Here is a 12139-nt window from a genome sequence, read left to right as displayed (position 1 = left end):
ATCAGGATATGGAATATGAATACACTGTTTTTACGCACGACTTTTTCCCGCATTATTTCAACCATCGCGCTGGCCTGTGCCCTGCTGTTAGCGCCTGCCGTGCAGGCCGCCAGTTCCGTGCTTGTCTGGCCGGTCTATCAGATTATTGAAGCCGATCAGAACGGATCCGCCCTGTGGCTGGAGAACCGTGGCGCGGAACCGGTGTCTTTACAAGTGCGCGTGCTGGCCTGGAAACAGGAGAATTTTAACGAGCGATACGCGGATCAAACCAATGTAGTCGCCAGCCCGCCTTTTGCTACGGTACCACCGGGTCAGCGCCAGCTGATCAGACTGATCCGCAACACGCCGGTGCCGGCGAATACCGAACAGGCCTACCGCATCATTATTGATGAGATCCCATCCCCGCTGAATAACGCCGGTCAGGGGAAAGATAAAGCAGTGGTCGGGCTGCAATTGCAGATGCGTTATCTGCTGCCGCTGTTTATGGATGGCGGCAGTTTGTGGACTAACGATCGCCCGGATATGAAACGCGATCCGTCCACGGCGTCGCGCCCGGTGCTGTCGTGGCGCACGATTTCTGACGGCGGTAAAACCTATTTGCAGGTGCGCAATACCGGCATCGTCCATGCGCGTCTGAGCAACGTGTTCTGGTCAGCAAACGGCAATCAGAAGCAGGGCGTGAAGACCATGGTCGGCGGCTTTATGGGCTACGTGTTACCGGGGCAACAGATGCGCTGGCCGTTGCCTGCGGGCGTCACGCCCGGCGAGCAGCTTAATGCGCAGATTGCCGATAATACCAAACCGATTGTCATTTCCCGCGGCCAGTAACAGCAGGAGCCGCAACGGATGCCAATCAGACCTCTTCCCCGATCGGGTTATCAGCCTAAGTTGTATTTCCGGGGAAGCCTGTGCCTGTTATGTCTGTCCACGTTTGCCGTGCAGGCGCAGGAATATTCATCGCTGCCGGACGCCCCGCGTGCGGCGCCGGTGGTGACGGATGCCATGTTTTATCTGTCTGTCGTGGTGAACGGCCAGACGGATAATCAGGTGGTGCCTGTTACCTATCGCAATAATGCGTACTTTGTCGAAGCCGGAGTGCTGGCGAAAAATCACGTTCACATTAATGGTCAGACGGGGCTGATTAACGTTGGCGAGCTGCCTGACGTGAAAGCCCGTTATGACTCGGGAACACAGCAGCTGATTTTACAGGTGCCGGATGCGTGGCTGCCAAATCAGAACGTCAGCGGCGATCCGCTGATGAACTACACACCATCGAAAAGCAGTAACGGTCTGCTGTTTAACTACGATGCGTATTACACCGATCCCCCCGGCGGCGCACGGTCAGTCGCCACCTGGATGGAACAGCGTTTTTTCAGCAGCCTGGGGATTGTCACCAACACCGGAACTTACCGCTACAACATTGACAGCATGCCCTCCAACGGCGCACAGACTTCGCAGGATGGCTATCTGCGTTACGACACTTTCTGGCGTTTTACCGACGAAAAAGATCTCATCAGTTATCAGGTCGGGGATTTCGTCAGCGACTCCCTGACATGGAGCAACTCTGCGCGCATGGGCGGTATCCGCATCAGCCGTAATTTTGCGGTTCGTCCGGATCTGGTGACGTATCCGCTGCTGCAATACAGCGGGACAGCCGCCGTACCGACCACCGTGGATTTGTTCCTCAATGGCTTCAAAGCCAGCAGTAATAACCTGAATTCCGGCCCGTTTACCCTGACCAACGTGCCGTATATCAACGGCGCCGGTGAAGCCACGATCGTGACGACGGATGCTGTCGGGCGACAAGTTTCGACCAGCGTACCGTTTTATGTTTCCAACACCTTGCTGCGCAAAAACCTCAGCGACTTTGATTTCTCGCTCGGCGCGGTTCGCCAGAATTATGGCCTGTCCAACGGTGATTATTCCGATGCGGCCTTCAGCGGTATCTATCGTTACGGCCTGAGCAATTACCTGACGCTTTCGGGCCATACCGAAATCGCGCAGGGATTAACGCTCGGTGGTTTAGGGGGCGATGTCGCGGTCGGCACCTGGGGAACGCTGAGTCTCTCGGGCAGCATGAGTAAAGCCGACCGGCCGCCGGTGGATGGCAGTAATATTCCTGATAACCAGAGTACTTACCCTAACGGCGCGAACCCGGGTATTCCCAATTCCAGCGGAGAAATCAGTAATCCGCTGGGCGTGAGCGCGACTGACAAAAAAGACGGCAGCCAGTACACCCTCGGCTATTCCTACTATTCCAATATTTTCAGCCTGTCCGCACTGCGCTCAAAACGCACGGTGGGTTATCAGGATATTACGTCTTACACCAGTAACACGCGGTTAAGCCGTCAGGCGGATCAGGTGACGTTTAGCACATCGCCCTTTGGCTCGTCGAACGGCACCATGGGCATCGGGTATTACGACGTCGAAGCCTATGACAATTCCCATACCCGGCTGGTGAACTTCTCTTACAGCCGCTCGCTGTGGGGCCAGAGCAGCATGTTTTTATCGCTCAACAAAACACTGGGCGATAACGGCTACAGCGCACAGCTCCAGTTCATTATCCCGATCGGCACCAATATCAATATGAATGCAGGCGTGCAGCGTGACAGTTCAGGAAATTATCAGGAGCAAATTGGCGCCAGTAAAGCGACGCCGACCGACGGGGGTCTGGGCTGGAATCTGGCTTACAGCGGCGGTAACAATCCGTATCAGCAGGCCGATGCCACCTGGAAATCCCATTACGCCACGGTTCAGGGCGGCTTTTACGGTAATCAGGGCGATTACACCAACTGGGCAGATCTGAGCGGTTCCGTGGTGTTTATGGCGAACGACTGGTTCCTGTCGGACAAAATTAATGACGCCTTTATCGTGGTGGATACCGGCCATTACGCCGACGTTCCGGTGCTGTTCGAGAATCAAAAAATGGGCAAAACAGACAGCAACGGACATCTCCTGATCCCGACTGTCAGCTCGTATTATCCCGCCAAAGTGGAAATCGACACGCTTCCGCTCCCGGCAGACGTGGTTGCCAATAACGTCAACGACCGGATTGCGGTGAAGCAAGGCAGCGGCGTAGTGGTGAAATTTAGCGTGGAAAAAGTCCTTTCCGCCAATATCACCCTCCACGACAAAGCCGGGCAACCGCTGAAACTCGGGACGCTGGTAACGGAACAAAACTCTCAGCAAACCACCGTAACCGGCTATGACGGGCTGGTGTACTTCTCCCATTTGCAGGAACACAACGTGCTGAATATTCAGCAGGAAGATCATTCGGTATGCCGGATCAGTTTCGATCTGGATCCTAAACATCAGAGTATTGAGCAGATTGGCCCGCTGGCATGTCCGGTAACGACAGCGGGTACAAGCGCAGGAGATAAATCATGAGAATTTTTTGGCGGCAGATACGCCACGGCGTGTTGCTGGTGATGCTGCTTGCGGCATCGTCAATGGCCCGGGCTGGTTGCACTACAGCAGCATCCACCATCACATTGGGGACACAAAATTCTTTTGCCGTCAGTTCCACTCCGCTGATCACCTCTGGCGGCAGCGGATTAAGCTGTACCGGCGGTCTGCTTAACGTGGGCGGCACCAACACCATCACGGCGCTTATAGGAACAACAACACATCCGACCGGAACACAGCCACGCCTTTACAGCGCCGTCACCGGCCAGTATCTGCCGTACAGTTTGTGTAAAGATGCCAGCTGCAGTGCCGTTTATAACCAGGGCGATACCATCACCTGGAGCAGCAGCACCGCGCTCGGCCTGTTAGGATTATTTTCCGGCCCCAACAGTACATTGCCGCTCTACGTCCGCCCGGTTGCCATTTCCAATCTGGCCGCCGGAACCTATATCGATACAGTTCCGATTAACTGGACCTGGAATATGTGTTCCATCGCTGTGGGTACATTGCTGTGTCTCGCGGATACCGGGAGTGTTTCTGGCAATGTGAATCTGACCCTGAATGTCACCAGTTTTTGCTATATCGACAGCGCGCCCAACGTCGGTTTCGGCAGCGCCGCCCTGCCTTCCGGCCTGACGACGGTCGTGGCGAACACTATCAGCGTGCGTTGTACACTGAACGCCGCCTATTCCGTGAACCTGACCAGCAGCGTGGCGGGCACCGGCGCATACCGGCAGATGTCATCTACAGCCAATTCAGTGACCAGCTATCTGCAATACCAGATTTTCAAAGGTGACAGCACGGTCTGGACCGCCGCAACGAACAGCAGCGCGACCGGAACCGGCACTTCGCAGTCATTCCCGTACACGGCGTCCGTGAATCTGACGCAGGCAAATCAGCCCGCAGGTTCTTACAGCGATACAGTGACGGTGACAGTGACGTACTAAAAGGAAGAAACAGAACCGGTGCAGCGGGCGCGCACCGGTTTGGAAACGTTAAAAAACTTACAGCGCTTTCAGCGTTTTGACGGTGGCATCCACGTCAATTTCATCTTCCGTAAACACGTAGGTGCTGTTCTGGAAGGTGGTGATCAGCAGCTTTTTCATGGTACGCGTCGCGGCTTTTTTCTCTTCTTCCTGCGGACGGATACGGTTCATCAGCAGGCCGACCGAAAGCACGGCATTTTCTTTATCGACTTTGGTTTCTGCCGGGACTTCTTCATTGAAAGCCAGGAAGGATTTGATGCTGGTGATTTTGATGCGCTCACCGGCAATAAAAATGTATTTGCTTTCCGGTTCCACTTTGACCGCAAAGGCGGAAAGGCCTTTGTTGTTGGTCGTCGGCTCAAAAGTGACCACCGCATCTTTCTTAATCAGCTCAGGGTTTGCGACTTTAATCACGTGGAAATAACGGTTATCGCCGTTTTCATCTTTGATAAAACCGAAACCTTTATCTTCAAACCAGGTTGTGATTACGCCGTTCATCGCTTACCGCCTAAGTAATTATTCGTTCAACATGTCAGATTTTGCAGGGCGGCAGTGTAAAGCAGAATGAGGATAAAGTCCTGTGCTTTACAGCCCGGCCTGCCGTGTTATACCGCTTTACGGAAAGTCAGGTTAAACCGGTACGAACCTGTGAGCGGATGTTCGCCCGCTTTCAGCGGCAAAACGCCGTGATAACGCAGCCGCGACGGGCCGCCCCACACCACGATATCACCGTGCGTCAGCGTGATGCGCTGCGTTTTGTCGCTGCGCTCCAGCCCGCCAAACTGAAACACAGCCGGTAATCCGAGAGAAATCGAGACAATCGGCTGCCCGAAGTCATGCTCGTCTTTATCCTGATGCAGGCTCATTTTGGCGCCCGGCTGATACCGGTTAATCAGGCAGGCGTCCGGATTAAAACCGGGAAATCCGGCCTGTTCTGCGGCTTTCACCGCGATATCGCGAAACAGTTCAGGCATCGCGGGCCATTGCTGATGGCTTTCCGGCGACGTGGTCTGATAACGATAACCGGCTTTATCCGTCACCCAGCCGACATCGCCGCAGTTGGTCATCGCCACGGACATCGCATAACCGCCCGGCGTCGCGCGATACTGAAAAGGCACCAGCCCGGCGATCCGGTCGATCTCCGCCAGCAGCGCCGTGTCGTTTTCCCGCGCAGCGCCACGCAGCACCACCGCGCCGGGGAAAAGATCTTCGCGCCAGTGCGGGTGGAAATCGGGATGATCAAAAAGATCCAAATTCATGTCAGCCTCCGCGTTTGCGTATGCATTAAGTATAACGGATGTCGCCTTTTGAGCATCAGGCCATCATTTTCAACGCCAGCGTGAAGACAAAAATTCAAGAAATACCGTGGCCGCCGGGCCGATACGCCGGTTAGGCCGCACGCAATACACACCGGTTTCCCGCCCCGTCCATTGCGGCAAAACCTGCACCAGATCCCCGGCGGCAATCGCCGCCGCCATCGTGACTGCCGAATGAAAAGCGATACCGTGTGCGTCGGTACAAAGCCGCCGCGCTGCATCCGCGTTATCCACTTTCACCGATCCTTTCGGTGCCAGCGTGCGTTCTTCTGCACCCGAAAACAGCCGCCACAGCAGGCCGTCCTGGCTGGCCGAAGAGACGATACATTCATGCCCATTGAGATCTTCCAGCGCCTGCGGCACACCGCGTTTTGCCAGATAAGCCGGTGCGGCCACCAGGATCCGCCGGTTTTCCAGCATTTTGTGGGCAATCAGCGAGGAATCCTTCATGCGGCCAATACGAAACGCCAGCATGATGCCGTCGGCAACCAGATCAGCGTAGTCATCGGTCAGACGCAAATCCAGCTGCACCCGCGGATGCGCCGCCAGAAACGCACTCAGATACGGCACGATATGCGTGTGACCAAACGCCACCGGCGCGCTGACCACCAGTTCGCCATACGGCAGTTTCTGTTCATCGCGCACGGTTTCGGCGGCGTTTCGCAGCTGCAACAGCGCCTGATGGCACTCGGAAAAATAGCGTTTCCCGGATTCAGTCAGCGACATCGCCCGTGTGGTCCGGTTCAGCAGCTGGGTGCCCAGCTGCTGTTCCAGCGCTTTGATAAAGCGGCTGACGGACGACGGCGTGATCCCCAGCGTATCAGCGGCGCGGGCAAAGCTATTGTGTTCAACCACAGCAACAAAGGTTTGCACTAAGTGCAGCGACGGTGCGTTCATTATTGCTCTCAGGAAATCAATGAATGTTATTTCCGGCTATTATCAAGAAAATTATGCATGATTAGAATGTTTCTTTTTCGAGGAACATTCTATGAAAACGCCTTCTCTCTCCGCCTTTCACGCCCTGCATTTGCAGGATAAACCGCTGAAATTACCCAACGCCTGGGACGCAGGCAGCGCACGCCAGACAGAGCTTCTTGGCGCGGCGGCCATTGCCACCACCAGCGCGGGCGTCGCCTGGTCTTTGGGGTATCGCGACGGCAATGCGCTGCCGGTGGATGAGTATGTGGCGCGCGCGGCGTCTATCGCCCGGGTGATTTCGGTTCCGCTTTCTGCGGATATTGAAGGCGGTTACAGCGACTCCCCGGCTCAGGTCGCGGTTAACGTTTCGCGGCTTACCGACGTCGGCGTCACCGGCATTAATATCGAGGACGGCGCGGGTAATCCCGATCTCCTGTATGCCAAAGTCGAGGCCATCCGCAACACGTGCATCCGGCGCGGCGTGGATCTGTACATTAATGTACGTACCGACGTTTACGCCCGCCATCTGGTGTCCGCAGAACACCGCGCCGCCGAAGTCATGGTGCGGGCACAGGCCTGCCACCGCGCAGGTGCTGACGGGCTTTTTGTGCTCGGACTAGCCGACCTGAATGAGATGCGCGACATCGCCGAGAGCACGCCGCTGCTGCTCAATGTTGCAGTCTGGCCGGGGCTTGCGCCGGTGGAAGAACTGGCGCGTGCGGGCGTGCGCCGCCTCAGCGCTGGTTCCTGGCTGCCGCAGACTTTGTGGGCGCATAACGCGCGGCTGGTCAGCGGTTTTTTGCAGGACGATGCGATGACGCCGATGATGGAAAATGCAGCACCTTATTCTGAAATCAACGTGTTATTTTAACCGGCTTAACGTGCTGAAAAACAAAGACATCAAACCGGAGAGGCAGACAATGAACACCGAAAATCAGGCAATGTTGCATATCTTGTGCGGAAAAATTGCCTCCGGGAAATCCACCCTGGCGCGAGAACTGGCAAAGCAGCCTGTCACGGTGGTTGTCAGCGAAGACCGCTGGTTATCCGCGCTGTTTAAAGAGGAAATGCGCACAATCGAGGATTACGTCCGCTGCTCGGCAAAACTGCGCAGCGCCATCGCCCCGCACGTAGTTTCGCTGCTCAGCGCCGGAGTTTCCGTGGTGCTGGATTTTCCAGCCAATACCGTCGCGAACCGCCAGTGGATGATGAGCATCATTCACGAATCGGGCACGGATCATCGCCTGCATTTTCTGAATGTCTCCGCCGACGTCTGTAAATCCCGTTTGCACGTCCGGAATCAGTCCGGCACGCATGATTTTGCGGTGACCGATGAGCAGTTTAAGCTTATCTCCCGACATTTTGCTGAACCTCAGGCGGAAGAAGGTTTTACGATTATTCAATACGATAACGAAAACTCCGCGGAAACGGGAACCGCTCATGAAGGAACGCGCTGATTGTAGGGTTGTATCGTTTCAGCTAAGGTTTACCAAAGCCAAACCTACCCTATCAGGAGAGCATCATGAGTCGGGAAATCAACAAAGACACGCAGCTGTGCATGTCCCTTTCCGGTCGTCCGGGAAATTTCGGTACCCGTTTTCATAACTACCTTTATCAGGCGTTAGACCTGAACTTCGTCTACAAGGCGTTCAGTACGAAAGATATTGAAGCCGCCGTCAAAGGCGTTCGCGCACTCGGTATCCGTGGCTGCGCGGTTTCCATGCCGTTCAAGGAAGCCTGCATTCCGTTCCTCGATGAACTGGATCCTTCCGCAACCGCCATTCAGTCCGTGAATACCATCGTCAATGACGACGGCTTCCTGCGTGCCTATAACACCGATTATATTGCCGTCGCCAAACTGCTCGACAGCCATAAAGTCCCGCGCGATGCGGTCTTCGCGCTGCGCGGCAGCGGTGGAATGGGCAAAGCGGTGGTCGCCGCCATCCGTGATGCCGGGTTCAAAACCGGTTATATCATTGCGCGCAACGAAGCCAACGGCCGCGCGTTGGCAGAAGAATACGGTTACGAATGGAAAGCCGACGTCGGTGATTTAGCCGTCGATATGGTCGTCAACGTCACACCAATCGGTATGGCCGGTGGCCCGGAAGCCGATTCACTGGCCTTTGCACCCGACGTCATTGACCGCGCGAGCATCGTTTTCGACGTCGTCGCCCTGCCGGTCGAAACGCCGCTTATCCGCTACGGCCGTGAGCACGGCAAAAAAGTCATCACCGGCGCAGAAGTCGCCGCACTTCAGGCCGTCGAACAGTTCGTACTGTACACCGGCAAACGCCCGTCCGACGAACTGATCGAAGCCGCGGCGGAGTATGCGCGGGGGTGAGGGTTTTTTGATGAAAGTCCCCGGATTTTACCGGGGACTTTTCGATTAGATATCTGGGGATATGTTTAAGTCACTGCGTTACGTTGAGAATATTCGTCTTTGCGTTCTATTCACAGGGATATTTTTTATGTAATTCTTTTATTATCTCTTCAGATGCACTATTGGTTCCATTGTACGGAACCTTAAACCTGCCTTTATAATTATAACAATAAACTCGCATATCCTCATAGTATCCTGAATAGGATTACTTCGTATGGATAAGTTCGGAAACCTGCCCATCTTTCTTTATTAGAACAATGGTAAAGTTTCCGCCCTGTGTATCCAGTTTCTTACCTTCTACTAACCAATCACTTTTCTCGTCAAGAACCTTGTAAGGCTTTTACTTCTCAGTACCATACCTAGTAATAGATAATTTATTTTTCTAGATAAAAAATAACCATGTGCGAAATTGCAATTACTGGCGGTGCCAATAATCGATGGGGTAATATTAGCGACATTTATTTACACCATTAGAAAACTGGGCATTTTTTGTGGCGATAAAGGAGCAACAACCAGGGATTCTTGAAACTAGTTCCATATTATTTTTTATTAGTGCGCGCATACAGGCGTTACCTTCTTTTTCACCTGCGTAGGTTAAAGATGGATCAGCACCATTTTCAAGTAAAAACATTGCAAATTTAGTATTATTTTTCCAAATCGCAATAAGTAAAGCAGTGTCTATAGGGGGGGATTTTCTTGTTGCATTTACATTTGCACCTCGAGATATTAAGAATGCAGCGATTTTCTGATGCTCTTTAGTTCCGTAATATGCGGCTGTCATTAATGGCGTTCCATTATAACTGTCTGAAACCCCATTAACATCAGTTTTAGCCTCATCAACAAGGAAGTAAACCGCGTCAGCATTTGCCCCTCTCACAGCAGCATCTAATGCATTTTTCATATCCGGTATCATTACCGTTTTACATTGCCTAACGTCCTCAGCCTTACATTCATTGTTACTCAAACATGTTTCGCAAAAATTCCACCTTGCTTTTAAAGAATTTAATGTCACTGGGGATGAAGCTAGTGGGCTTATATAAAAATTCCTTTCATGATCATCGCAACCAATAAGTAATAACGCTACTAAGAATAACGTTTTCAGTGTCAGTTCAGCAGACATAACTCTTCTCTTAAATTATACTTTCATAAAAAAACAATATGCGATATATGGAATCACCTGATTCCTTTGACTATTTTTTGGATGCTGCTTCTTTTTGTGCTGCCTCATATGCAGGCCCCCCTTTTTTTTCTACTGCAAGTTGATAAATACCAGATACAACATGGCAGCTGTTGAGAAGGTCCTCAGTATTAGGGACTCCTTTGAGAGCCTTATTGCATGCTAATACAATATTTTTTCCTAATTCCACATCACATGTAGCTTTGTTATTACCCAAAGTTCCATAACAGTCATCGTGAATCCCGCAAGCTTTCGTAAAATCAGCACCATACATCCCATCCGGGACTAACTTATCAGTACTTGCATCTCCACAACCAGCCCCCCAGGGCCTTCCATCGGGGCGTAACGATTCAGGAGGTGATGTGGGTTTTACCATTGCACCTGCAGCTGCTGTCTTTAACCCTGCCTGGTTGGTATGACTTCCCAACGAGGTCCAGGTTAATCCAAGAGGGTCCCCTCCAAGAACTGGATCTAATACATACGCATAAACATTCCACCCCCCTCTCAACCCAATCGGATCCTGAGTAATATACCGCCCCGGCGCCGGGTCATAATAACGGTGGCGGTTATAATGCAGCCCCGATTCTTCGTCGTAATGCTGACCCTGCATTCTTATGGGCTGGCGCAATTTGTACGGATTAAAAATATCTACCGCGTTGCCCCAGACGTCTGAAATCGCGTCCCATTCCACCTTGCCGGTTTTGTGATTAATCAGCGCCACCGGCGTGCCCAGGTGGTCGCAGTGGTACAGGTGCAGTTTGAGTTCACCGGCTTCCGGCAGGGGTTCGAGCCACGGCGCGAGGTTTTCGGTCTTCAGGCTCACGGAGGCCAGCCACTGCAGGTGCGCGTCGCTGACGTCGTTACGGCGGATTTCCTTTTCAATATCATTAAAGCGCTGGTGGATGTCGCCGGGGAACGGGCTGCCGGCGTCTTCCTCGAGCTTTTCCGCCAGCGTGCGGTGGCTGTCTTCCATCCGCGCGTGCTCCGCGCGCAGCAGCGGGACGAAGCTGCCCGGGTGATAAATGGTGTGCAGCTGGGTGTCGCGGTTTTCAGTCAGCACCAGCCGGTCACCGTCCCAGCCGAACCAGGTGTTCTCCGTTTGTGCTTCGCCGGATTGCGGGTTTATCTGGCTGACGTGTTTGCCCACCCGTCGCCCCAGAGGGTCGTAGATATAACGTGCCCGCGTCAGCGTCTGGCCGTCTTCTTCCGTTGTCAGGCGCGTCAGGCGGTGCGCTTGGTCGTAAGCCATGCGGGTAACCGCTCCGCCGCCGTGCGGAGTGTGCATCCGGCCGGCGTGGAACGGACGCTTTTCGGTCAGGTTGCCGAATTTATCGTATTCATAAAGGTAACGTTCGTCGCGCTGCACGCGGTTGTGGTACCAGACCGGCCGCGCATCTTCCGGCGGAACGCTGAGGTCGTGGTGCGTGACGCTGCGGTTGCCGGCGGGGTCGGTCAGGGTGGCGAGAAAGCCGTCGGGGGAGCTGACGCTTTGCAGGCGTCCGGCTGGTGTGTAGGCATAGTGATGGTCGCCAAGGCCGGTGGTCATCTTCGTCATCTGCCCGGCGTCGTTGTAGTGATAGCGGCGGGCAAGATTCGGATGACCGACGTCCGGCGTGTGCTGGCCGGCGAGCTGACCGGTCAGTGAGTAGGCGTTTTCGCTCTGCCAGTTTTGGCTGAACCGGTGGATGGTTTCGCGGTGCAGCCTGTCGCGGCTGAGTTCGAGCACCACGTCGTGCCCGAGCTTCACGCCCAGTAAATGGCCGGGGCCGTAGGTCTGCCAGTGGATTTCCGGCAGGCCGTCGTAGCGGACGGAAACCTCAAAACCGCGCGGGTCGAACTGATGGCGGACGGTGTGCTGCCACAGCAAATCGCCGTGCGCGTTGCGGATAATCTGCCGCTCGCCGGTGAGATTGTCGTTGTCATCGTACTGAAAGCGCACGGTGACCAGATGGGTTTC

General features: G+C 54.1%; 11 protein-coding genes and 1 pseudogene. 6 read left to right on the top strand and 6 right to left on the bottom strand.

The window, feature by feature from the left end:
• Window positions 1–15: 15 nt before the first annotated feature.
• From KWG64_RS24620 to KWG64_RS24610, 3 genes are read left to right on the top strand one after another with little or no spacing between them, the layout of a single operon-like run.
• On the top strand, window positions 16–828 hold the full coding sequence (locus KWG64_RS24620) for a molecular chaperone (RefSeq protein WP_218523409.1): 813 nt from the start codon (window positions 16–18) through the stop codon (window positions 826–828).
• An 18-nt stretch (window positions 829–846) separates the two neighbouring features.
• Window positions 847–3387, top strand: coding sequence for a fimbria/pilus outer membrane usher protein (locus tag KWG64_RS24615; RefSeq protein ID WP_218523408.1), 2541 nt, complete (start codon window positions 847–849; stop codon window positions 3385–3387).
• Window positions 3384–4352, top strand: a complete 969-nt coding sequence (locus KWG64_RS24610; protein WP_195813780.1) for a spore coat protein U domain-containing protein — start codon at window positions 3384–3386, stop codon at window positions 4350–4352. The genes KWG64_RS24615 and KWG64_RS24610 overlap by 4 nt, the downstream gene beginning before the upstream one ends.
• Window positions 4353–4409: 57 nt before the next feature.
• On the opposite strand, the gene KWG64_RS24605 is transcribed toward KWG64_RS24610, so the two are convergent.
• From KWG64_RS24605 to KWG64_RS24595, 3 genes are all read right to left on the bottom strand, one after another.
• A complete protein-coding gene (locus KWG64_RS24605; RefSeq protein WP_195813779.1) occupies window positions 4410–4889 on the bottom strand; it encodes a cold shock domain-containing protein in 480 nt (159 codons plus the stop codon).
• Between the two features lie 107 nt (window positions 4890–4996).
• Window positions 4997–5650: a DNA oxidative demethylase AlkB gene (alkB, locus tag KWG64_RS24600; protein ID WP_218523407.1), complete on the bottom strand. Its 654-nt coding sequence runs from the start codon at window positions 5648–5650 to the stop codon at window positions 4997–4999.
• 69 nt (window positions 5651–5719) lie between these two features.
• Window positions 5720–6604 (bottom strand): LysR family transcriptional regulator, encoded by an 885-nt coding sequence (locus KWG64_RS24595; RefSeq protein ID WP_218523406.1) that lies wholly within the window; start codon window positions 6602–6604, stop codon window positions 5720–5722.
• A 91-nt stretch (window positions 6605–6695) separates the two neighbouring features.
• Between KWG64_RS24595 and KWG64_RS24590 the strand changes: the two genes are divergently transcribed.
• The 3 genes from KWG64_RS24590 (at window position 6696) to KWG64_RS24580 (ending at window position 8966) form a co-directional block, all read left to right on the top strand.
• Window positions 6696–7496: an isocitrate lyase/phosphoenolpyruvate mutase family protein gene (locus KWG64_RS24590; protein ID WP_218523405.1), complete on the top strand. Its 801-nt coding sequence runs from the start codon at window positions 6696–6698 to the stop codon at window positions 7494–7496.
• Between the two features lie 49 nt (window positions 7497–7545).
• Window positions 7546–8082 (top strand): ATP-binding protein, encoded by a 537-nt coding sequence (locus KWG64_RS24585; RefSeq protein WP_218523404.1) that lies wholly within the window; start codon window positions 7546–7548, stop codon window positions 8080–8082.
• A 65-nt stretch (window positions 8083–8147) separates the two neighbouring features.
• The gene (locus KWG64_RS24580; RefSeq protein ID WP_218523403.1) at window positions 8148–8966 is read left to right on the top strand and encodes a shikimate 5-dehydrogenase; all 819 of its coding nucleotides are present in this window, start codon (window positions 8148–8150) and stop codon (window positions 8964–8966) included.
• Between the two features lie 244 nt (window positions 8967–9210).
• Here the strand turns inward: KWG64_RS24580 and KWG64_RS25915 are convergent.
• The 3 genes and pseudogenes from KWG64_RS25915 to KWG64_RS24565 form a co-directional block, all read right to left on the bottom strand.
• A pseudogene (locus KWG64_RS25915) lies at window positions 9211–9333 on the bottom strand (NTF2 fold immunity protein); the annotation flags it as partial.
• 120 nt (window positions 9334–9453) lie between these two features.
• Entirely contained in the window at window positions 9454–10125 is a 672-nt protein-coding gene (locus tag KWG64_RS24570; RefSeq protein WP_218523402.1) for an ankyrin repeat domain-containing protein, read from the bottom strand.
• Window positions 10126–10195: 70 nt separating this feature from the next.
• A partial coding sequence (locus KWG64_RS24565; RefSeq protein ID WP_218523401.1) for an RHS repeat-associated core domain-containing protein occupies window positions 10196–12139 on the bottom strand: 1944 nt, incomplete at its 5' end.

It is taken from the genome of Rahnella sp. PD12R (assembly GCF_019200965.1).
GTDB lineage: Bacteria > Pseudomonadota > Gammaproteobacteria > Enterobacterales > Enterobacteriaceae > Rahnella > Rahnella laticis.
This window is presented reverse-complemented; position numbering and strand designations above follow the sequence as displayed.

Coding starts and splice junctions, on each gene's coding strand:
- KWG64_RS24580 (WP_218523403.1), top strand. CDS start 8,148: ATGAGTCGGGAAATCAACAAAGACACGCAGCTGTGCATGTCCCTTTCC.
- KWG64_RS24585 (WP_218523404.1), top strand. CDS start 7,546: ATGAACACCGAAAATCAGGCAATGTTGCATATCTTGTGCGGAAAAATT.
- alkB (WP_218523407.1), bottom strand. CDS start 5,650: ATGAATTTGGATCTTTTTGATCATCCCGATTTCCACCCGCACTGGCGC.
- KWG64_RS24570 (WP_218523402.1), bottom strand. CDS start 10,125: ATGTCTGCTGAACTGACACTGAAAACGTTATTCTTAGTAGCGTTATTA.
- KWG64_RS24605 (WP_195813779.1), bottom strand. CDS start 4,889: ATGAACGGCGTAATCACAACCTGGTTTGAAGATAAAGGTTTCGGTTTT.
- KWG64_RS24595 (WP_218523406.1), bottom strand. CDS start 6,604: ATGAACGCACCGTCGCTGCACTTAGTGCAAACCTTTGTTGCTGTGGTT.
- KWG64_RS24615 (WP_218523408.1), top strand. CDS start 847: ATGCCAATCAGACCTCTTCCCCGATCGGGTTATCAGCCTAAGTTGTAT.
- KWG64_RS24620 (WP_218523409.1), top strand. CDS start 16: ATGAATACACTGTTTTTACGCACGACTTTTTCCCGCATTATTTCAACC.
- KWG64_RS24590 (WP_218523405.1), top strand. CDS start 6,696: ATGAAAACGCCTTCTCTCTCCGCCTTTCACGCCCTGCATTTGCAGGAT.
- KWG64_RS24610 (WP_195813780.1), top strand. CDS start 3,384: ATGAGAATTTTTTGGCGGCAGATACGCCACGGCGTGTTGCTGGTGATG.